The organism is Nonomuraea sp. KM90 (assembly GCF_052246675.1).
Taxonomy (GTDB): Bacteria; Actinomycetota; Actinomycetes; order Streptosporangiales; family Streptosporangiaceae; genus Nonomuraea.
Genome location: NZ_JBQQCB010000002.1, coordinates 182,129 through 203,028, shown reverse-complemented (window position 1 = coordinate 203,028; position 20,900 = coordinate 182,129). Strand labels below are relative to the sequence as shown.

The following is a 20,900-nucleotide window of genomic DNA, read 5'->3' as shown; positions in this document are numbered from 1 at the left end:
CGGGCCCATTCCGACCACTCCATCCGGAGAACTCCTGTCATGACCCATGTCTCCGCCCGGCGGGGCGCCGTTTACGTGTCCGTGGCCGCGACCGCCTGGGGCACCGGCGGCGCCGCCGGATCCCTGCTCTTCGAGACGGGCGGGCTCGGCCCCGTCGGCGTGTCCCTGTGGCGCTACCTCCTCGGCGCCGCCTTCCTCCTGCTCCTCGCCAACGGCCGCACCGCGGCCCGCGCCTCTGCCCGCATCTCCGGCGGCGCCCGCGCGGCCGGAGGTCTCGGCGGGCACCTCAACGGGCGTGTCCTGGTCGTCGGCGCCGGGATGGCCGTCTACCAGACCGCCTACTTCGCCGCCATCGCCCACTCCGGCGTGGCCGTGGCCACCGTGGTGACGATGGGCGCCACCCCCGTCTTCACCGCCCTGGGCAGCCGCTTCCTGCTCCGCGAGCGTCTCGGCCGGGTCGCCCTCGTCGCGCTGGCCGTCGCGCTGGCCGGGCTCGTCCTGCTCACGGCCGAGACCGTTGCGCAGGCCCGCATGTCCTCCGTCGCCGGCATCGCCTTCGCCCTGACCTCGGCCGCCGGGTACGCCGGGGTCACGCTCTACTCCCGGCGGCACCGGGACGGCGACCCGCAGGCCATGGCGATCGGCGGGTTCGTCGTCGGCGCGGCCTGCCTGGCGCCGTTCGCGCTGGCCGAAGGAGTGGTGCCGGAGGTGACCTGGACGTCCGTGGCACTGCTGGTCTACCTGGGCGCGGTGCCGACCGCGCTGGCGTACGGGCTGTTCTTCCGCGCGCTGACCGCCCTGCGGGCCACCACGGTGTCGATCATCTCGCTCGGCGAGGCCGTCGGCGCCGCGCTGCTCGGCGTGGTCCTGTTCGGCGAGCGGCTCACCCCGCTCGCCTGGTCGGGGTGCGTGCTGCTGCTCGCCGCCGTCGCGGTACTCGCCGCACGTGCCGAAGCGGCGTGATGTGACGGCGCGGGCGGCCGGATGAGTTAAGGTCCGGTACGGCGACGCTTGCCGAATCGTCGCTCCGCTCCCCTCCTCTGGCAGCGGGAACGGTGTCGGCGATGCGTGCGTTGGAGGAACTGTGGCCTCGCTCAAGGGAATAATGAGGAACCTCCTGGATCGTCCGGGAGGCGTCCCGCTCACGCCCTATCAGAAGATCGTCAAGGCGGCGGACGCCCGGGCCGACCGCATCCGCGGGCTCGACGAGCTGCCGGCGCCGGACATGAGCGACCTTGCCGAGTTCTGTGCCGTCGCGCGCGAGGCCGCCGACCGGACGTTGGGCCTGCGACCCTACGACGTGCAGTTGCTGGGGACGCTGGCCCTGCTCGACGGCAAGGTCGCCGAGATGGCCACCGGTGAGGGCAAGACCCTCTCCGGGGCCATGGCGGCGGCCGGCTACGCCCTGCAGGGCAAGCGCGTGCACGTCATCTCGGTCAACGACTACCTGGCGCGGCGCGACGCCGAGTGGATGGGCCCGTTCTACGAGGCGCTCGGCGTCAGCGTGGGCTGGATCGACCAGAACTCCTCGCCCGAGGAGCGGCGCGCGGCGTACGCGAAGAGCGTGACCTACGGGCCGGTCAGCGAGATCGGGTTCGACGTGCTGCGCGACCGCCTGCGCACCGACGCGACCGAGATCATCGTGCCCGCGCCCGAGGTCGCGCTGATCGACGAGGCCGACTCGGTGCTGGTGGACGAGGCCCGCGTGCCGCTGGTCATGGCCGGGGCCGCCGACCCGGGCAGCGCGGTGCCGGAGATGGCGGCGCTGGTCAGGCAGCTGGTCCGCGGCTACCACTACGAGATCGACGAGCAGGCGCGCAACGTCTACCTCACCCCCAAGGGCGCCGACAGCGTGGAGAACCTCCTGGGCGTCGAGCTCTACGACGAGCACGAGCCCGGCGCGCTGATCGAGCTCAACCTGGCCCTGCACGCCCACGCGCTGCTGGCCCGCGACGTCGACTACATCGTGCGCGACGGCAAGGTGCAGCTCATCAACCCCTCGCGCGGCCGGGTGGCGCTGCTGCAGCGCTGGCCCAACGGCCTCCAGGCGGCCGTGGAGGCCAAGGAGGCGCTGCCGCCGAGCCAGAAGGGCGAGATCCTCGACTCGATCACCGTCCAGGGCCTGATCCGCCGCTATCCGCACATCTGCGGCATGACCGGCACGGCCGTGGCCGTCAGCGAGCAGCTCGGCGAGTTCTACGGGCTCAAGGTCGCGGTGATCCCGCCCAACCGGCCGTGCGTGCGCACCGACGAGCCGGACCGCGTCTACCCGACCGTCCCCGACAAGGACGCGGCGCTGGTCGAGGAGATCCAGACGGTCCACGAGAGCGGCCGGCCCATCCTCATCGGCACGCTCGACGTCGCCGAGTCGGAGAACCTCGCCAAGCTGCTGCAGCGGCGCGGCCTGGAGCCGGTCGTGCTCAACGCCAAGAACGACGCGGAAGAGGCCGCGATCATCGCCCGGGCGGGCGAGCGCGACGCCATCACCGTCTCCACCCAGATGGCCGGGCGCGGCACCGACATCCGCCTCGGCGAGGGCGTGGCCGAGCTCGGCGGCCTCTATGTGATCGGCTCGGGCCGCCACGCCAGCAGCCGCCTGGACGACCAGCTCCGGGGCCGCGCCGGCCGCCAGGGCGACCCCGGCGGCTCGGTCTTCTTCGTCAGCATGAAGGATGATCTGATCACCCAGTTCGTCCCCGACGAGCGCCCGCCCGCCGCCGACGCCGACGGCCTGGTCCGTCACCGGCGCGGCGCCTACCTCGTCGGCCACGCCCAGCGCGTCGCCGAGGGCGTCAACCTGGAGATCCACCGCAACACGTGGCGCTACACCCGGCTGCTGGAGCACCAGCGCGAGCTGATCCTCGAATGGCGGGACAAGGTCCTGCACGGCGACGCCGCCGCCAAGGCCCTCGAGACCGCCGACCCCGAGCGCTGGGCGGCCATGCCGGAGGACACCAGGGACGAGACGGCCCGCCAGATCGTGCTGCACGCCATCGACCGCTGCTGGACCGAGCACCTGGCGTTCCTGACCGACCTGCGCGAGGGCATCCACCTGCGGGCGCTGGGCCGGATGAGCCCGATCGACGAGTTCCACCGGGAGGCGGTGGCGGAGTACAAATCGCTGCTGGCCGAGGTGGAGCGGCGCTCGCTGGAGTCGTTCGAGGCTCCGGAGCCGGATCTCAAGCGGCCGACGGCGACCTGGACGTACCTCGTGCAGGACAACCCGTTCGGCACGGAGTGGGACCGCATCCTCAAGCGGGTCACCGCCGCGACCCGCCGCGGCTGATCAGCTGATCAGGGCCACTTGGGCTCGCCGCACGCCACGACGGGCCCGTCCAGCACGCCCAGCCTCTCCAGCAGCGTGATGAACGTGGTCGCGTACGGCGACTTGGCCGTCACGGCGGCCACCCTCGGCCAGTCCACCTGCTCCCGCAGCGCGCGCACCTGCGCCAGCAGCGCGCCGTAGTCGCAGGCGTGCTCCGACAGCGGCAGCAGCCAGGAGATGACCAGGTCGGTGGCCTCCAGCACGGGGACGATCACCGCCGACGCCTTCAGCGGCTCGGCCCGGTCGAGCAGCTCGTCGGTGATGGGCAGGTCGGACACCCGGAAGATGAGGTCCACCAGCCGCCCCTCGTCGTACGCCTTGACCAGCCAGTCCTCCGGCGGCTTTGCCGTCTGGAAACCCAGCCCGCGCAGCGCCTCCAACGCGGCGGGCACGTCGTGCTCGGTGAGGACGAAGTCCACGTCGTGCAGCGAAGGGGCCGCCCCCCGCGCGTACGCGGCGCATCCGCCGGCCAGCGCGAACTTGACCCCGGCGTCCTTGAGCCCCGAACTCGCGCGCTTGAGCGTGTCGAGGATGGCGTCGGTGACCGCGTGGCCGTGGCTACTCATGTGAACGGGCTACCCGAACGATGGTCGGCTAGACGTTGGATGCGAGGCCTTCCGGGTAGCGCCTGAACCTATGACCGAAATCCTCGAGAAGACCGAACAGTCCTACGAAGGCGATCATGACCGGCCGCTGGGCGGTTACGCCGGGATTCTCAGCGCGTACGGCGGGACTGTCGGCGTGGCCACCGTCGCGGCGCTGCTGGCCGGGCGGCGGCTCCCCGACCACGTCGGGGTGATGGACCTGCTGCTGATGGCCGCGTGCACGCACAAGGTGTCGCGCCGCCTGGCCAAGGATCCCGTGACCAGCCCGCTGCGCGCGCCGTTCACGCGGTACGAAGGCCCCGGCGGCCCCTCCGAGGTTCAGGAGAAGCCGCGCGGGGCGCTGGGCGAGCTGCTCGCCTGCCCGTTCTGCCTGGCGCAGTGGGTGGCCACCGGGTACGCCGCAGGCCTCGTGCTGGCTCCCCGTGTCACCCGGCTCGTGGGCGCGACCATGACGGCGGTGGCGATCTCGGACTGGCTGCAGCTCGCCTACGCGAAGCTGATGAAGTCGGCCGAGTAGTCCCCGGTCACCGGGCCCGTGGCAGGACCTCGCGCTCGTAGAAGTCGAAGAACGCGTCCTGCTCCGGGCCGATCTGGTTGACGTAGACCTCGTCGAACCCGGCGTCCACGTACTGCCGGATGGAGCGGGCGTGGACCTCGGGGTCGGGGCCGACCGGGCTGCCGTTCACGGCCTCGTCCTCGGTGACCGACTCGGCGAGCTGCTCGAAGTGGCGGGGCAGCGGCAGGATCTGGGAGGCCTCGCCCTTGATGCCCTGCGTGGGCCACAGGCGGTGCACGGTCTTGCGGGCCGAGCCCTCGTCGGCGGCGTAGCAGGCCTTGAGCCCGCCGAGCGCCGGCTTGCCGGCGCCGCCCGCCTCGCGGAAGGCCCGTACGGAGTCGGCGTCCGGCGCGGTCGAGACGTAACCGTCGGCCAGGCGGCCGGCCAGCTCCGTCGACTTCCGGCCCAGCCCCGACATGAGGATGGGCGCCGGCTCCTCCGGCAGCGTGTAGAGCCGGGCGGTGTCCACCTGGTAGTGGCGGCCCCGGTGGGTCACCAGCTTGCCGGTGAACAGCTCCCGCATCAGCTCGACGGCCTCCTCCAGCATCTCCAGCCGCTCGCTGAGCGGGGGCCAGCGGGACTCGATCACGTGCTCGTTGAGCGCCTCGCCGGTGCCCACGCCGAGCCGGAAGCGGCCGCCGGTCAGCGCCGCCGTGGTGGCCGTGGCCTGGGCGATGACCACCGGATGGGTACGGATCAGGGGGCACGTCACCGCGGTGGTGATGGGCAGGGACGTGGCCTCGGCCAGCGCGCCGATCACGGACCAGACGAACGGGGACTGCCCCTGCTCGTCCAGCCAGGGATGGAAGTGGTCGGATATCCAGAGGGCCTCGAAGCCGGCGCGCTCGGCGGCCTTGGCCTGGCGTACCAGCTCTTTCGGGCCGTGTTCCTCGCACGACAGGAAATAACCGAAGGTCGTCATAACTTTTCCCCTGCCCGTCGCCCCGGGGGGAAACATGTTAAGCGGTCGTTCCTGGGGGCAGTTGCAGGCCCATGGCTACTTTGCTCTGGATCATCGCGGTTATTCTCGTCATCTCCGGGATCTACGTGATCCTGGCCAGGCGCGACCTGCTCTGGGGGATCGTTCTCATCGTCCTCGGATTCCTGGTCGGCCCGGGCGGGGTCAGCATCTTCAATGTCTAAGGGGACCATTCACCCGGTTCCCCACCCGTTTCGCCGCCGGGCCGATCCCCGAGAACGGTCCGGCGGTGCACTAGTTTTGTCGAAATATCCGTAGTGACGCCCCTCCTTTCCCCTCCCAGGGGAATGAGGAGCGGGTGAGCCAATATCCGCCGTTCAGCCGCTACGAGACCGGGGCTGCCTCGGCGAGAGTCCGTGACCAGCTCCTGCGGCTGCGTCATCAGATGCGCGACCAGGCCATCCTGGACGAGGCCACCGCCCGCCTCGCGACCGAGCTGAACATCCGCCCGGTCGAGGCGGCCGAGCAGCTCGCCAGGATGGCCCGGCACAGCGGGCTGGCCCCGATCGAGGTCGCCAGGGGCATCGAGCGCCCGTCCGAGGAGGCCGTCGGCCCGCTCGACGTGCCCGTCGGGGTGCGCGGCATGCTGGAGGCCGTCCACGCCTCCGCCCTCTACCTCACCCCCGTCCACGACGCCACGGGCCGCGTCGTGGACTTCCTGATCCTCGCGGCCAACCGGCACGCCAGGACCGTGGCCGGCCGTACGGCCGCGGAGCTGGCGGGGCGGCGGCTCATGACGGCGAGCCCGGGGGTGGCCGGCTCGGGGCTGCTCGACGACTGCATCGCGGTCTACGAGAGCGGCGAGCCCGTGCACCGGGAGGCGCTGGAGTTCGTGGAGGTGCTGGACCACCTGCTCTGGCCGGCCACGCTCAGCGTGCGCGCGGCCCGGGTGGATGACGGGCTGCTGGTGAGCTGGCGGCCCCTCGACGACGAGGAGTTGCTCGTCTCCGGCTGGGAACGCGCCCAGCGCCTGGCCGAGCTGGGCTGGGGCGAGTGGAACCTGGCCACGGAGCGCACGCTGTGGACGCCGCAGATGTACGAGATGCTCGGCCGCGACCGCTCCGACGGGCCCATGTCGCTGGAGGAGCTGCCGGCCTCGGTGGTGCCCGACGACCTGCCGATCGTCGAGGAGCACCTTCGCTCGCTGCTGGAACACCGGGAGGCGGTCGAGAACGAGTTCAGGATCCAGCACCGGCACGGCGTGCGGCACCTCTGCGTGTACGGCGAGCCGATCCTCGACACCGACGGAGTGCCGGTCAAGGTGCGCTTCCTGGTCCAGGACGTGACCAGGAACCGGCGCAGGGAGCGGGCCCTGGCCGTGGCGCACGAGCAGGCGCTCTCGCAGCGCCGGCGGGCCGAGGAGGAGCACGACGTCACCGTCCGGCTGCAGGACACGATCCTGCCGTTCCGCCGCGGGCTCATCCAGATGCCGGGGCTGACGATCGGGGTGCGCTACCTGCCCGGCGAGGAGCTCATCCGGCTGGGCGGCGACTGGTTCAAGGCCCGCCACCTGCCCGACGGCCGGGTGCTGCTGGCGATCGGGGACGCGATGGGGCACGGGCTGACGGCGGCCAGCCTCATGATCCAGATGCGGGCGGGCCTGGCCGGGCTGGCCTACACGGGGGCGTCCGCGGACCAGCTCGCCACCTGGCTGAACGACCTCATCGTGCACTCCAACCAGGGCGTCACCGTGACCGGCACCGCGATCATCGGCCACTTCGACCCGGCGGAGCGCACGTACCGCTGGACGAACGCCGGCCATCCGGCTCCTGTGCTGATCAGGGACGGCCGGGCGCGGCTGCTGGACCCGGCGCCGGGGCTCATGCTGGGGGCCTTCGACGTCACCGAGTACGACCTGACCACGACCCGGCTGGAGCCCGGCGACTTCCTCATCCTCTACACCGACGGGATCGTCGAGCGGCGCGGGCAGGACATGGCGGCCCGTATGGACGCGCTGATCCAGGCCGCGCACTTCTGCTGCGGCGACGATCCGGAGGAAGTGATCGCCTGCCTGCTCAAGCGTCTGGGAGGCGAGGCGGCCGAGGACGATGTGTGCGTCCTCGCCGTACGGGTGCTCTAGCCGCCCTCGCTCGTGGGGATGGTCAGCCGCCCTCGCCGCGATAGCCGTCCTCGCACTCGAGGCAGTAGACGGCGTAGGCCTTGCCGAGCACCGGCAGCGCGACGTTACGGACCCTGATGCCGCCCGGCGTCATGCCCTTCTCGCTGCCCTTGTGCGCGTGCCCGTGCAGGATCAGGTCGGCCCCGGCCGTGTCGACCGCCTCGGCCAGCAGGTAGCTGCCGAGGAAGGGGTAGATCTCGTGCGGCTCGCCCTCCAGCGTCTCCTTGATCGGGGAGTAGTGCGAGAGCACGACGCGCTCGTCGGCCACGATCTCCTTCAGCGCGACCTTCCACGCCTCGGCGATGTAGCGCGTGTGGGAGACGAAGTTCTTGATCTCGCGCTCGCCGAACTCGCTCGCGCACTTGCCCGCGTACCCGCCGCCGAACCCCTTCCCGCCGACGACGCCCAGCTTCTTGTCACCGCACTGCACCACGACGCCGTCGTCGTCGAGCACGATGACGCCGGCGTCGCGCAGCTCGGCGGCGATCTCGTACTGCAGGTCGGAGTGGTAGTCGTGGTTGCCGAGCACCGCGACCACCGGTATCGGCAGGCCGCGCAGCTCGTCGGCCACCACCCGGCCCTCCTCCAGCGTGCCGTGCCGGGTCAGGTCTCCCGCCAGCATGAACACGTCCGCGCGGTCCTCGATGCCCTCGAGCCTCTTCCTGTACTGGCCTTTGACGTCCTCGCCCAGGTGAATGTCACCCACGGCCGCAATGCGAAGGTCAGTCAAGATGCTCATCCTCCCCTGGCTCGGTGAGGTCCACCACGTTGATCTCGTTGTGCACGTGGAGCTCGGGCGCGGCCTCGTGCGCCACCTGGCCGAGCCGCTCGCGCTGCTCGGGACCGCTCACCTGACCGCGTAGGAACAGCTGGTCGCCTCTTATGTCGACGCGGATTCCGAGCTCGTGGGTGCGTCCGTCCTCGGCCAGCGCCTGCTGGACACGGGCCGCGACGTACTGCGGAGCTTCCATCGCTCGCCTCCTTCTTCTGTCGCCGCATGCCCGGGTATGAACAGCTCAAACGGCACGTATCAGCTCAATGACCGCGCGTTCCACCGGGCCCGCCGTGGCGAGCTGCCCGAAGTCGGCGTCCGCTCCCAGCTCGGTCAGCGCCGCCGCGATGGTCCTGTCCTGGTCGTACGCCTCCACCACGCGCGGGTCCACGTACGACGCCCTGGCCACGCTGGGCGTGTTGCCCAGGTATTCGGCGACCTCGCGCATCACCCGGGTGACGGCCCGCTGCTTGCCCGTCCGCCCCGCGTGCCGGGCCGGCCGGGACACCGCCAGCCCCACGGCCGCCAGGACGGTGGCGTGCCAGGTGCGGAAGTCCTTGGCGGTGACCTCGTACCCGATGATCTCGCGCAGGTACTCGTTGATGTCCTCGCTCCTGATGTCGCTCCACCCGCCCGCGTGCCGGTAACGCAGCAGCTCGCCCTGCTCGCCCAGCGCCTTGAGCGCCCTGAGCACCTTGCACGCCCCCGGATCGGCCACCTCGACCTCGCGCTCCACGTCGCCCTTGGCCTGGTAGGAGCACGTGACGATGCCTCCGGCGCAGGTCACGTGCTCCATCCTGAGCGTGGCCAGCCCGTAGGTGTCGTAGCTCTCGCCGCCGATGCGGAAGAAGCCGATGTCGAGCAGCCGGGCGGCGGCGGCCAGCACCCGCTGCCGGGTCAGCCCGCGCCCCTTGAGCTGGTCGTCCACAGCCTTCCTGAACGCGGGCAGCCGCTCGGCCACCTCCAGCACCCGGTCGAACTTGGCGCGGTCCTGCTGCTCGCGCCACACGTCGTGGTAGCGGTACTGCCGGCGCCCCGCGGTGTCCGTCCCCACGGCCTGCAGGTGCCCGTCGGGCGACGTGCAGATCCACACGTCCTGCCAGGCCGGCGGGATGGCCAGCGCCTTGATCCGCGCGAGCGTGGCGGGGTCGCGCACCGGGCGGCCGTCGGGCCCGGTGTAGCTGAAACCGCGCCCGCGCCGGCGGCGCGCGATGCCGGGCTCGCTCTGGTCGCTCGGGCGCAGGTCGACGCAGGGGTCGCCGGCCGGCGACGCCGCGTGGGGATCTGGCTCGGGCACGGAGGGGCGCTACCCAGGACGTTAGGCACCAAACGGGACGGGCAGGTGAGCGGCATGGTTGACAAAGGAGAGTGGCACGAGGAGCGGGACCGCCAGGGCCATGCCATGGTGCCCGCCACCCCGAGCGACGTGGTGCACATCAGGGTGGGGTCGTTCATCCTGGTGTTCCTGTTCGCGTTCACGGTACTGGGGCTCATCACCGGGGCGCCCGTCCTGGCGGGCATCGCCATCCTGCTGGGCATCGCCACGGTGGTCGACATCACACTGGCCGTACGCCGCCAGAAGCGGCGCCACGACGGAGAGGCGGGCTGATCTCGGCATGGCACCACTTCGAGGGCGGGTAGTCGTGGTGACAGGAGCGAGCGGCGGGGTCGGGCGCGCGGTCGCCCGCGAGCTGGGCGCGCGGGGTGCCAAGGTGGCCCTGATCGCCCGGGGCACGACCGGCCTGGGCGCCGCCGCCGTGGACGTCGGGACGGAGGGCGGGACCGGCAAGGTATACGAGGCCGACGTGGCCGACTACGAGCAGGTACGGCACGCGGCCGAGCGCATCGAGACGGAGATGGGCCCGATATCCGTCTGGATAAACACCGCCTTCTCCTCCGTGTTCGCGAAATTCACCGACATATCCCCAGACGAGTACGAACGCACCACCGCCGTCACCTACCTGGGCTACGTCTGGGGCACCAAGGTGGCCCTGGACCTCATGCGCCCGCGCAACGCCGGCGCGATCGTCCAGACGGGCTCGGCCCTGTCACACCGCGGCATCCCGCTGCAGTCGGCCTACTGCGGCGCCAAACACGCGATCAAGGGCTTCTCCGAGTCGGTCCGCACGGAGCTCATGGGCGACGGCAGCAACGTCCGGGTCACCCTCGTACAACTCCCCGCGGTCAACACCCCGCAGTTCGACTGGGTCCTGTCCAAGCTCCGCCGGCACCCCCAGCCCGTCCCCCCGATCTACCAGCCGGAGGTGGCGGCCAGGGCCATCGTGTACGCCGCCGAGCACCCGGAGCGCAAGGAGTACTGGGTGGGCATCAGCACGGCGGCCACCCTCCTGGCGCAGCGCGTGGCCCCGGCCCTGGTGGACCGCTACCTGGCCAGGACCGGCGTGCAGTCCCAGCTCACGGACGAGAAGGAGCCCAGCGGCGTGTCGAACCTGTGGGAGCCGGCCGACGAGTCCGCGGACTACGGCGCCCACGGCTCGTTCGACCACCGCTCGCACGCCCGCAGCCCCCAGCTCTGGCTCTCCCAGCACCGCCGCCCGGTCCTCCTGTCGCTGGCCGGGGGCGCGGCGGCGGCCGGCGTCGCCGCCCTGCGCCGCCTCAGGCGCTCCTGACCCCCTTCTCCCGGGACGCCCGCGCCGAGTTAAGCGCGGGCGTCGGGGTAGGCGGGGCAGAAACCGTCTCGAGGAGGTCATGATGCCTGAACGCGATCTTCAGTACCTGGCCGAACTGGCGGCGCAGTTGCGCGTCGATTCCGTACGTGCCGCCGCCGAGGCCGGTTCCGGCCATCCGACCTCGTCCATGTCCGCCGCCGACCTGATGGCGGTGCTGTTCGCCTGCCACCTCCGCTACGACTTCGACGACCCCGACAACCCCGCCAACGACCATCTGATCTTCTCCAAGGGGCACGCCTCTCCCCTGCTCTACTCCCTCTACAAGGCGGCCGGCGTGATCAGCGACGAGGAGTTGCTGTCGTTCCGGCGAAGAGGCAGCCGTCTGGAGGGCCATCCCACGCCCCGGCTGCCCTGGGTGGACGTGGCCACCGGTTCGCTGGGGCAGGGGCTGCCGGTGGGAGTGGGGGTGGCGATGGCCGGGCGGCTGGAGCGGGTGCCGTACCGGGTCTGGGTGTTGTGCGGTGACAGCGAGCTGGCCGAGGGATCCATCTGGGAGGCCGCCGAGCACGCGGGCGACGAGGGGCTGGCCAACCTGACGGCGATCGTGGACGTCAACCGGCTCGGGCAGCGGGGACCCACCCGGCACGGATGGGACACGGGGGCCTACGCGCGCAGGTTCGGGGCGTTCGGCTGGCACACTATCGAGATCGACGGGCACGATCCCGGGCAGATCGACTACGCGCTCAGCGACGCCCGCAACACGCGCCGGCGGCCGACCGTGATCCTGGCCAAGACCCGCAAGGGCGAAGGGGTGCTCGAGGTCGAGAACCGCGAGGGCGCCCACGGCAAGGCGCTGAAGGATCCGGACAAGGCGGTGGAGGAGCTGGGCGGGGCCCGGACCGTGCGGGTCGAGGTGCACGGGCCCGAGCAGGGGTCCGCGCCGTACCGGTTCGAGAGCAACGGGATGGAGCTGCCCTCCTACCCGGTGGGCGAGAAGGTCGCCACGCGCACGGCGTACGGGGAGGCGCTGGCGGCGCTCGGCGCCGCCCGGGGGGACGTCGTGGCGCTGGACGGCGAGGTGGCGGACTCGACGAAGACCGAGACGTTCGGCAAGGAGTTCCCCGAGCGGTTCTTCGAGATGTACATCGCCGAGCAGCAGCTCGTGGCGGCCGCCATCGGGCTGCAGGTGCGGGGCTGGAAGCCGTACGCGGCCACGTTCGCGGCGTTCCTGACCCGGGCGCACGACTTCATCAGGATGGCCGGCGTGAGCCGGGCCTCCATCCGGCTGGTCGGCTCGCACGCCGGGGTGGCGATCGGCGAGGACGGCCCGTCGCAGATGGGCCTGGAGGACCTGGCCATGTTGCGGACCGTGCACGGCAGCACCGTGCTCTACCCGTGCGACGCCAACCAGACGGCCGCCCTGATCGCCGAGATGGCCGACCTGGAGGGCGTGTCGTACCTGCGGACCACGCGGGGCGACACGCCGGTGATCTACCAGCCGGGTGAGCGGTTCGCGGTGGGCGGGTCGCGGGTGCTGCGGCACACGCCCGGCGACCGGGCCACGATCGTGGCCGCCGGCGTGACCGTGCACGAGGCGCTGGCCGCGGCCGACGCGCTGCACGAGTCCGGGATCCCGGTGGGGGTGATCGACCTGTACTCGATCAAGCCCGTCGACACGGCCGTGCTGGTCGAGGCGGCCACCACCACGGGCAACCTCATCACGGTCGAGGACCACCGGATCGAGGGCGGGCTGGGCGACGCGGTGATGGACGCGGTGAGCGAGCTGGGGCCGCGGGTGGTGAAGCTGGCCGTGACGGGGCTGCCCGGATCGGCGACCCCGGAGGAGCAGCTCGCCGACGCCCGCATCGACCGCACCGCCATCGCCGAGGCCGTCAAGCGGCTGCTGTGACTTCCCCTACGGTGGCTTCCCCTACGGTGGTTTCCCCTAAGGGGGCTTCCCTACGGTGACGTCCCCAGCTGTGACTTCCCCTGCTGTGACTTCCCCCGTGATTTCCGCGGAAGTGACGTCGGGCGGGCATGGATGAGGGCCGACGAAGCTCGCCGGCCCTCTGATCAGCGCGACGGTCCGCGCCATGGTCCCTGCCACGGTTCGCGCGGCGGGCCGCGCGACGGTCAGCGGGACTTCGCCGTGGCCTTCCTGTTCGCCTTCTTGATGGCACCCACCAGCTCCTGCTTGGTCATCTTCGACCGGCCGCGCACGCCGAGCTTGGCGGCCACGCCCTGCAGGTGTTCCTTGCTGGCGTTGGCGTCCACGCCCTCGGCCGTCCGGCCGGACCGGTCGGTCGCGCCCTTGTCCGAGGGCCCCTTCTGCGCCTTCGGCTCCCAGTGGTCGCCCACCTTCTCGAAGGAGTGCTTGAGCGCGGCGAACGCGGTCATGTGCGCGCGCCGCCCCTCGCCGTACTCCTTGACGGCCGAGTCGTGCGCCTTGATCCACGTGTTCTGCGCCTTCTTGGGCGAACGCTTGATGGTCGACGGCAGCTCTTCAACGGCTGGCATGTCGATTCACCTCCTACAGCGGTGGTTCGTCGTAGTGGCGGCGCTCCTCGTACACGGCGGTCCGGCGGGTCTCAGGCTCTTCGTAGACCTCGTGGCGGTGGACCGGCTCGTCGATGGGGCCGACCGCCCTGCGGGTGACGCTGATCCTGTATATGCCGAACAGGAGTCCGGCCAGACCACCGAGCATGAGGATGACGCCCACTACGTTGATGTCGAGACCGGCGAGGTCGAACTCGACGGCCCAGGTGAGGATCGCACCGAGCATGATGAGGATGATGCTTCCGGCGATGGTCATCAGATTTACCTCCTTGACACGAAGGAACCTCTATCCACATGTCGAAAAACAAACCAGTCGTGATGATCGGACTCATGGGCTCCGGCAAGACGACCTCCGGCCGGCTGATCGCCGAGGCTCTCGGGCTGCCGTTCACCGACAGCGACCAGTACCTCGAGGAGAGGCACGGCGGCACCTCCGCGCCGATCGCCGCCAAGGAGGGGAAGGAGGCGCTGCACCGGTACGAGGCCGAGCACGTGCTCGACGGGCTGGCGGGCGAGCCGAAGGTGATCGCGGCGGCGGCCAGCACGGTCGAGAGCCCTCAGGTGCGCGAGGCGCTGGGCGGCGCGTTCGTGGTCTGGGTGGACGCTGCCGACGAGGTGCTGGCCGAGCGGATGCGCACCAGCACGCACCGGCCGGAGTACGCCCCGGCGGCGATGCGGGCCCGCCGCGAGCCGTACTTCCGGGAGGTGGCGGACCTGGTCTGCGACGTCGGCGTGATGAGCCCCGAGCAGGTGCGGGACGCGGTGCTGCGGAAAATGGGTTTGCCCGAGGTTGATCGCGACTGATAGCCAGAGGGGATGTTCGCCGAGAAACCCACCCTGAAGGGTGAGCGCGTGACGCTGTGCCCGGTCGGCCCCGAGCACCTCGCGGGCCTCATCGAGCTCGTCTCCGACCCGGAGGTGCACCGGCTGACCGGCTCGCACGGGGAGTTCGACGAGGCGCGGCTGCGCCGGTGGTACGCCACCCGCGGCGACCACGCCGACCGCCTCGACCTGGCGATCACGGCGGACGGCGAGTTCGTCGGCGAGATCGTGCTCAACGAGCTCGACGCCGGCAACCTGTCCTGCAACCTGCGCATCGCGCTGATCGGCCCGCGGGCCTTCGGCAAGGGCTACGGCACCGAGGCGATCGAGCTGCTCCTCGACCACGCCTTCGGCACGACGCCGCTGCACCGGATCCGGCTGGGCGTCTACGCCTTCAACGACCGGGCGCGGCACGTCTACAAGAAGGTCGGCTTCGTCGAGGAGGGCGTCGAGCGCGACGCGCTGCTGTGGGACGGCGAGTGGCACGACTCCGTGCTCATGGCCGTGCTCCGGCCGGAGTGGCAGGCGAGATCCCGGAGCCTGGCATAATGATCATGACACATGGGTCCCCCGAGGCGCGCGGGGGACCTGTGGCGTCATTCCGGACAACCAATGGGCGGTGTCGTGCATCTAAGCATCAGTGACGATGCGCTTGGTGCCCGGTGACCCCGAGAGGCTCGGCGGCTACTGGCTGTCGGCCAGGCTCGGCGCGGGCGGGCGCGGCATCGTCTACGACGCCTACGACGACGAGGGCCGAAGGTTCGCCGTCACCGTGCCGCGGGGCGAGGTCGGGCGCCGGTTCGAGCGGGTGACCTGCCGCCACCTGGCGGAGGTGGTCGCCGTCGGGTCCGACGAGGGCGTCCCCTACGTGGTGAGCGAGTACGTGAACGGGCCCGACCTGCGGCAGGCGGTCGAGCTGAACGGGCCGTACGCGGGTGACGAGCTGGTCGCGCTGGCCGGCGCGCTGGCGGTCGCGCTGGCCGCGTTGCACGAGGCCAAGCTGACCCATCGGGGGCTGAACCCGGAGAGCGTGCTGCTGGCCGACGACGGGCCCAAGGTGATCGAGCTGGGGCTGCCGGCCGCGGCACCGGTGGGCGGGACGTGCACCTACCTGGCTCCCGAGGTCCTGACCGGGCAGGCCGCCGAGGCGGCGGCCGACGTGTTCGCGTGGGGCGCGGTGGTGCTGTTCGCGGCCACCGGGCGCGATCCGTTCCGCGGTGACAGCCTCGGCGGGATCATGCACCGGCTGCTGACCGTCGACCCCGATCTGAGCTGCCTGCCGGACCCGCTGTGCGAGCTGGTGGGGCGGGCGCTGGCCAAGGATCCCGCCGACCGGCCCGCGGCGGCCGAGCTGCTGGTCGAGAGCGAGGCCGGGCTGCGGCCGCCCGAGGCGTACGCGCGGACGCGGTCGCTCGGCGAGGTGGCCGAGGCGGCCTACCTCTCCCTCACGCCCCGCCAGCAGGAGGAGGTGCCGGGGCTGCTGCTGCGCCTGCTCGACGGCGACAGCCCGCACGACGAGGGCGACGTGCTCGGCCCGCTCATGGAGGCCGGCCTGCTGGTACGCCGCAGCGTACGCGTGCCGCCCGCCGAGACCGCCGTGGGCAAGCTCGTGGCCGTCAGCGACAGCCGGGTGGCCCCGGCCAGCGCCGCGCTCTACCGGGCCTGGCCCCGGCTGCGCGGCTGGGTGGCCGACGAGCGCGAGGGCATGCCGGTGCACCGGCGCATCCGCGAGGCCGCCCGGCACTGGTCCGAACACCGGCGCGGCCGGAGCCACCTCTTCCGGGGGCGGGAGCTCGACACGGCGCTCGGCTGGGCCGCGACCAAGCGCCGCCACGTACGTCTCAACCAGCTCGAACGCGACTTCCTCAACGACAGCGTGGCCCTGTCCAAGCAGCGCAGGAAGCTCCTGATCCCCTCGCTGGCGACGGTGGCGGGCGTGCTGGCGGTCGCGGTGACGATGACGGTCGTGTCCGTGCACGGCCAGAACGACCTGCGCGGCCGACTGATCGACGCCGACGCCCGCGCCGTGGCCGCCCGGGCGGAGGCGATGCGGACGTCCGATCCGCGCACGGCGATGCGGCTGAGCGTGGCCGCCTGGCGGATGTCGCCGGTGTTCGAGGCGCGGGCGGCGTTGCAGGCGTCGCTGGTGCAGCCGGAGCTGGGCGTGTTCACCGACCCCGGGGCGGACGCGCGGGCGCGTTACCTGCTGCGCGGGGACGAGCTGGTCCGGTGGGACACCGGTTCCGTCACCGTGTGGGACGTCGCCGGGGGTCGGCAGGTGGCCTCGTACGCGCTGCCCGCGGGAAGCACGGCGCTGAGCGACGACGGCCGCTACGCCGAGCTGACCGCCGGCCGGACGTTCGACGTGACCACCGGGCAGGCCCCCGCCGAGACCGTCTACGCGATCAGCCGGGGGAACCGGACCCGGGTCTACCGGGGCACGCGGGTGCTGTTCGACGTGACCGACCGGAAGGTGGCCCTGTCTCCCGACGGGACCCGGGCGGCCCTCTCCGGCCTGAACGGGCGGGTCGAGCTCTGGGAGCTGGCGCCGCGCCGGGTCAGGACGGGGGTCGTGAAGGTCGAGCCGCTCACAGGTGCGGACGCGGCGGCGCCCGCCCTTGCGTTCAGTCCCGACGGGGTCACGCTGGCGGTGGCGGGGCGCGACGGGGTCACGCTCGTGGGCCCCAGGGACGCGGCCCGTACGGGACGGGCGAACACCCTCGACGCCCCCGACCCGGCCGGCACGCCCGCTCCCCCCGGCACGAACGACGTGCTGGCCAACGGCCTCCCGACACCACCCCCCGACACGGCGGCCCGCCCAGCCACGTCCCAGAACCCTGGCGCCACCGCCGCGTCCCAGGCCCCGGACGCCGCCACGGGTGCGCCGCCGAGCTCCGGGGTGGTCGCCATGCCGACCCCGGGAGCGTCCCAGGGCCCGCGCGCTACCGCACCGCAGACCGCCGACACCTGGGTGCCCGCCGCCACCGGCTCGGACCGTGTGCGGACCTTCCGCGTGAAGGGCGGCCCGTCCGCCGACGCGGGCCCACCGGAGACGCGCACCACCATCGCGGACACCCGCGACCCCGCCCCCACGACCGGGCGAACCCGCCCGACCGGCACCACGACGCCGACCCGCTCCGACGGCCGCGCCACCGGACCCGCTACCCGCCCGACCTCGGCCGACAGCCACCCGACCGGACCCGACAGCGGTGTGACCGGAGTCGACGGACGGGCCACCGGGGCCGACAGCGCCACCCGAGCCGACGGCAACAGGATCGGGGCCGTCGGCGGGAAGACGCGGGAGCCGCAGGTGGGGCGGCCGGGCAGTGGCGAGCCGGAGGCAGGACGGTCCGCAGGGCGCGACCCCGGGGAGCCGAAGGATCGGGCCTGGGGCGTGGAGGTCGTGGACGGGCTGGAGGCCACCCCGGGCTCGTCGGCCGGCCCGCTCGTCTTCAGCCCCGACGGCCACCTGCTCGCCCTCCCCGTCGAGGGCGAGGTACGGGTCTGGAACGTGGCCGAGCGCCGCCTGGCAGGCTCCTACCCCCTGAAGGACCCAGGCCACGGCCTGGCGTTCTCCACCGACGGCCACTCCCTCCGCTACCTCAGCGGCATCGGCTCGGTGGTCTCGCTCGACGTCGCCGGCCTGCCGGTCCCGTCCGACGACGGCCACATCGCCGCCTTCTCCGGCAACGGGCGCGTCGCGGCCAAGGAGGTCGGCAACACCATCGAGCTCACCGACACCGAGGATCGCAGGAAGCTGGGCCGCGTCACCGCCGCCGGCGACCTGGCCTTCGACGCGGCGGGCCGGCTGCTGGCCGTGGCGGGCGACCCGGTGACCGTGTGGGAGGTGACCGGCGGCAGGCAGGTGACCGCCATCGAGGCGGGCGGCGACGTACCGGCCGTGGCGCTCTCCCCCGACGGCGGCACGGTGGCCACCGCGCGCGGCCACACCCTGGAGACGTGGGACGTGCGCACGGGGCGGCGGATCAAGGTGTACGAGGGCGCGGGCGACCTGGCGCTGGCCTTCAGCCCGGACGGCTCGACGCTGGCGGCCGGCGCCAAGCTGCTCGACCTGCGTACCGGCCAGGTCACCCCGCTGGTCCTGGCGGCCAGGGCCGGCGACGGGGCGGCCGCGACCGCGCTGGCCTTCTCGCCGGACGGGCGCAGGCTGGCGTTCGGGCTGGAGGGCGGCCGGGTGCTGCTGTGGGACGTACGCGAGCGCGTGCCGCTGGGCACGATCGAGACCGGCACGGCCCCGGTGGACGAGCTGCGCTTCTCCCCGGACGGCGGCCTGCTGGCCATCGACGCCACCCGTACCTCGCTGTGGGACACCAGGTCGCTGCGCGAGGTCGGCCAGGTCGGTTCGTGGGCCGCCGGGCCGGCCTTCAGCCAGGACGGCCGGCGGCTGCGCGGCGTGGCGCTCGACGGCACCGTACGCGAGATCGCGGTCGACCCCGCGCTGACCGCGCAGGAGGTGTGCGCCAGGGCGGGCGGCCAGCTGAGCAGGGCGGAGTGGTCGCGGCTGATCCCGGAGAGCGGCTACCAGGACGTCTGCTGACCGGCGGGTGCCTAGCTGTCCGGGTAGAGCTTGAGCACCTTGCCCTGCGGGCTGGCCACCAGGTAGCCGCCCCGGTGGTAGTCGTCGGAGACGTAGACCAGGAGCACCTGCCGCGTCGAGGCGAACGAGTAGTCGGGGTCCACGATGACGTAGCGCGAGGTGGGCTTGGGCACGCCGAGGTCCTTGTTCGCCCTCTTGATCAGCGCGGGGAGGGCGTCCCAGTTGAACTTGGCCAGATCCACCAGGGGCGTGTCCACCTTGCCGCCGGTCCGCGAGCCGGAGACCGCGCCGTCGCGGTAGTCGTAGCTGTCGTAGAGCTCCGGGTCTCGCTTGAGCGGGGCGTCGATGGAGGCGTAGGTCGGGTACACCGTCATCTTGACGATCTTGGTGCCGCCGATGGCCGGCTTCACCTTGGCGATCATGCTCCGGATCCCGGCGGGGGTGAGCAGGTTCTCCTCGGCGGGTTCCTCGGTGTCGTCCGTGGGTTCCCCGGTGTCGTCCGTGGGTTCCCCGGTGGCGTCCGTGGGTTCGCCGGTGGCGGAGGCGCGCGGGGTCCCGGTGGCGGCGGGCACGTCGGTCATCGTCAGCCGGTTGGTCTGGGGCTCGCCGCCGTCGTCCCCGGAGGGGGGAAGCAGCCGCCACACCAGCACACCCGCCACCACGACCGCCGAGAGGGACACGGCCAGCCCCGCTCCCCTGACGCCCTTGCGCCGGGAGCGGCGGGTGTTGAGGGTGCCCGCATGCGAGACCGGCTCCTTGCCCCACGGGGGCGCTCCCCCGTAACCGGGCGGCACCGTGTGCCCGGCGGCCGGCGGCCCGGCGTAAGGGGGCTGCCCGCCGTACCCCTGCTGCCCGCCGTACCCCGGTTGCCCCCCGTAACCCGGTTGCCCGCCATGCCCCGGTGGCACGGTGTGCGCAGGCGGCACCGGCCCGGACGGCCCGGATCCGCTCGGACCCGTGCCCATCGGCCCGGCCCCGACCGCGCCCGGCCCCATCTGCGCGGAGCCCATCCGACCGGAGCCCATCGGGCCCGGGGCCAGGTGCGGTGGGGGCGGGGTCATCGCGGGGCCGGGCGCGTACGGCCCCGCCTGGGGCATCGGGGGCGCGACGGCCCCCGGTTCGCCGGCCGCCGCCAGCATCCGGTCCAGGGTCTCGGCGTCCGGCCTGCCCGCCGGGTCCTTCGTGAGCAGGGCCGACAGCACGGGGCCGAGCGGCCCGGCGTGCTCCGGGGGCGGCACCTCCTGGTTGAGCACGGCCGCCAGCGTCGCCAGCGTGGTGCTCCGCCGCAGCGGATGCCGCCCCTCCACCGCCACGTACAACATCATGCCCAGCGACCACAGGTCGGAGGCCGGGTCGCCCTCGACGCCGTTGATGCGCTCGGGCGCCATGTACTCGGGCGAGCCGATGAACGACCCGGTGGCCGTGAGGCTCGTGGACTCGCGTACGGCGGCGATGCCGAAGTCGGTCAGCACCGACCGGCCGTCCTCGCGCAGCAGGACGTTGGCGGGTTTGACGTCACGGTGCTGGATGCCGACCGCGTGCGCCGCCCGTAACGCGGACAGGACCTCACGGCCGAGCCGGGCCGCCTCCATGGGGGTCATGGGGCCGCGCTGGATGCGGTCCTGCAGCGAGCCGCCGGTGACCAGCTCCATGACGATCCACGGGTAACCCTGCTCGCCCGGGTCCACGATGTGGTGGATCGTGGCCACGTGCGGATGGTTCAGCCGAGCCAGGGCGCGGGCCTCGCGCAGCACCCTGGCCCGCAACTCGCGCGCGCCGGCCGGGTCCTGCTCGTCCATCGAGGGGTCCGGCGGGCGTACTTCCTTGAGCGCGACCTCGCGGTGCAGGGCCACGTCCCAGGCCCGCCACACCAGGCCCATGCCCCCGCCACCGAGCCGCTCCGCGAGCTCGAAGCGGCCGTCGATCACCCGTTTGTGCATGCAGAGCAGCGTAGGGCCGATCCGGGGCCCCCGTCATC

General features: G+C 72.5%; 19 protein-coding genes. 11 read left to right on the top strand and 8 right to left on the bottom strand.

Annotated features, from left to right (window positions below; genetic code table 11):
* Positions 1–39: 39 nt before the first annotated feature.
* The gene (locus tag ACTWPW_RS03435; RefSeq protein WP_443167918.1) at positions 40–963 is read left to right on the top strand and encodes a DMT family transporter; all 924 of its coding nucleotides are present in this window, start codon (positions 40–42) and stop codon (positions 961–963) included.
* Positions 964–1,105: 142 nt separating this feature from the next.
* Positions 1,106–3,286: an accessory Sec system translocase SecA2 gene (gene secA2, locus ACTWPW_RS03430; RefSeq protein WP_443167917.1), complete on the top strand. Its 2,181-nt coding sequence runs from the start codon at positions 1,106–1,108 to the stop codon at positions 3,284–3,286.
* Positions 3,287–3,294: 8 nt separating this feature from the next.
* On the opposite strand, the gene ACTWPW_RS03425 is transcribed toward secA2, so the two are convergent.
* The gene (locus tag ACTWPW_RS03425) at positions 3,295–3,891 is read right to left on the bottom strand and encodes a nucleotidyltransferase (RefSeq protein ID WP_364115303.1); all 597 of its coding nucleotides are present in this window, start codon (positions 3,889–3,891) and stop codon (positions 3,295–3,297) included.
* 70 nt (positions 3,892–3,961) lie between these two features.
* Here ACTWPW_RS03425 and ACTWPW_RS03420 point away from each other — a divergent pair, with 70 nt between their 5' ends.
* Positions 3,962–4,447: a DUF1360 domain-containing protein gene (locus tag ACTWPW_RS03420; RefSeq protein WP_443167916.1), complete on the top strand. Its 486-nt coding sequence runs from the start codon at positions 3,962–3,964 to the stop codon at positions 4,445–4,447.
* 7 nt (positions 4,448–4,454) lie between these two features.
* On the opposite strand, the gene ACTWPW_RS03415 is transcribed toward ACTWPW_RS03420, so the two are convergent.
* Entirely contained in the window at positions 4,455–5,408 is a 954-nt protein-coding gene (locus ACTWPW_RS03415; protein WP_443167915.1) for a TIGR03557 family F420-dependent LLM class oxidoreductase, read from the bottom strand.
* Between the two features lie 71 nt (positions 5,409–5,479).
* Here ACTWPW_RS03415 and ACTWPW_RS03410 point away from each other — a divergent pair, with 71 nt between their 5' ends.
* Both ACTWPW_RS03410 and ACTWPW_RS03405 read left to right on the top strand, forming a co-directional pair.
* Positions 5,480–5,629, top strand: a complete 150-nt coding sequence (locus tag ACTWPW_RS03410; RefSeq protein WP_165959640.1) for a GPGG-motif small membrane protein — start codon at positions 5,480–5,482, stop codon at positions 5,627–5,629.
* Positions 5,630–5,763: 134 nt separating this feature from the next.
* A complete protein-coding gene (locus ACTWPW_RS03405) occupies positions 5,764–7,545 on the top strand; it encodes a PP2C family protein-serine/threonine phosphatase (RefSeq protein ID WP_443167914.1) in 1,782 nt (593 codons plus the stop codon).
* Positions 7,546–7,567: 22 nt separating this feature from the next.
* On the opposite strand, the gene ACTWPW_RS03400 is transcribed toward ACTWPW_RS03405, so the two are convergent.
* Genes ACTWPW_RS03400 through ACTWPW_RS03390 form a run of 3 tightly spaced genes read right to left on the bottom strand, consistent with a single transcriptional unit; the run spans position 7,568 to position 9,653 of the window.
* A complete protein-coding gene (locus ACTWPW_RS03400; protein WP_375111284.1) occupies positions 7,568–8,323 on the bottom strand; it encodes a metallophosphoesterase family protein in 756 nt (251 codons plus the stop codon).
* Entirely contained in the window at positions 8,307–8,555 is a 249-nt protein-coding gene (locus ACTWPW_RS03395) for a BON domain-containing protein (protein ID WP_364115293.1), read from the bottom strand. The genes ACTWPW_RS03400 and ACTWPW_RS03395 overlap by 17 nt, the downstream gene beginning before the upstream one ends.
* A gap of 45 nt (positions 8,556–8,600) precedes the next feature.
* Positions 8,601–9,653: a DNA topoisomerase IB gene (locus ACTWPW_RS03390; protein WP_375111285.1), complete on the bottom strand. Its 1,053-nt coding sequence runs from the start codon at positions 9,651–9,653 to the stop codon at positions 8,601–8,603.
* A 54-nt stretch (positions 9,654–9,707) separates the two neighbouring features.
* Between ACTWPW_RS03390 and ACTWPW_RS03385 the strand changes: the two genes are divergently transcribed.
* From ACTWPW_RS03385 to ACTWPW_RS03375, 3 genes are all read left to right on the top strand, one after another.
* Positions 9,708–9,965, top strand: a complete 258-nt coding sequence (locus ACTWPW_RS03385; RefSeq protein WP_375111286.1) for a hypothetical protein — start codon at positions 9,708–9,710, stop codon at positions 9,963–9,965.
* 7 nt (positions 9,966–9,972) lie between these two features.
* Positions 9,973–10,986, top strand: coding sequence for an SDR family oxidoreductase (locus ACTWPW_RS03380; RefSeq protein ID WP_375111287.1), 1,014 nt, complete (start codon positions 9,973–9,975; stop codon positions 10,984–10,986).
* A 79-nt stretch (positions 10,987–11,065) separates the two neighbouring features.
* On the top strand, positions 11,066–12,895 hold the full coding sequence (locus tag ACTWPW_RS03375; RefSeq protein WP_375111288.1) for a transketolase: 1,830 nt from the start codon (positions 11,066–11,068) through the stop codon (positions 12,893–12,895).
* Between the two features lie 224 nt (positions 12,896–13,119).
* Here ACTWPW_RS03375 and ACTWPW_RS03370 read toward each other — a convergent pair whose 3' ends face one another.
* Entirely contained in the window at positions 13,120–13,503 is a 384-nt protein-coding gene (locus ACTWPW_RS03370; RefSeq protein ID WP_364115283.1) for a ChaB family protein, read from the bottom strand.
* 13 nt (positions 13,504–13,516) lie between these two features.
* A complete protein-coding gene (locus ACTWPW_RS03365; protein WP_364115281.1) occupies positions 13,517–13,798 on the bottom strand; it encodes a hypothetical protein in 282 nt (93 codons plus the stop codon).
* A gap of 62 nt (positions 13,799–13,860) precedes the next feature.
* On the opposite strand from ACTWPW_RS03365, the gene ACTWPW_RS03360 reads away from it, so the two are divergent.
* The 3 genes from ACTWPW_RS03360 to ACTWPW_RS03350 all read left to right on the top strand — a co-directional run bounded on the left by ACTWPW_RS03360 (position 13,861) and on the right by ACTWPW_RS03350 (position 18,922).
* Positions 13,861–14,346, top strand: a complete 486-nt coding sequence (locus ACTWPW_RS03360; protein ID WP_375111520.1) for a shikimate kinase — start codon at positions 13,861–13,863, stop codon at positions 14,344–14,346.
* A gap of 12 nt (positions 14,347–14,358) precedes the next feature.
* The gene (locus ACTWPW_RS03355) at positions 14,359–14,913 is read left to right on the top strand and encodes a GNAT family N-acetyltransferase (protein WP_375111289.1); all 555 of its coding nucleotides are present in this window, start codon (positions 14,359–14,361) and stop codon (positions 14,911–14,913) included.
* Between the two features lie 106 nt (positions 14,914–15,019).
* Positions 15,020–18,922, top strand: coding sequence for a protein kinase domain-containing protein (locus ACTWPW_RS03350; protein ID WP_443167913.1), 3,903 nt, complete (start codon positions 15,020–15,022; stop codon positions 18,920–18,922).
* 11 nt (positions 18,923–18,933) lie between these two features.
* On the opposite strand, the gene ACTWPW_RS03345 is transcribed toward ACTWPW_RS03350, so the two are convergent.
* Positions 18,934–20,862, bottom strand: a complete 1,929-nt coding sequence (locus ACTWPW_RS03345; protein ID WP_443167912.1) for a serine/threonine-protein kinase — start codon at positions 20,860–20,862, stop codon at positions 18,934–18,936.
* Positions 20,863–20,900 lie beyond the last annotated feature (38 nt).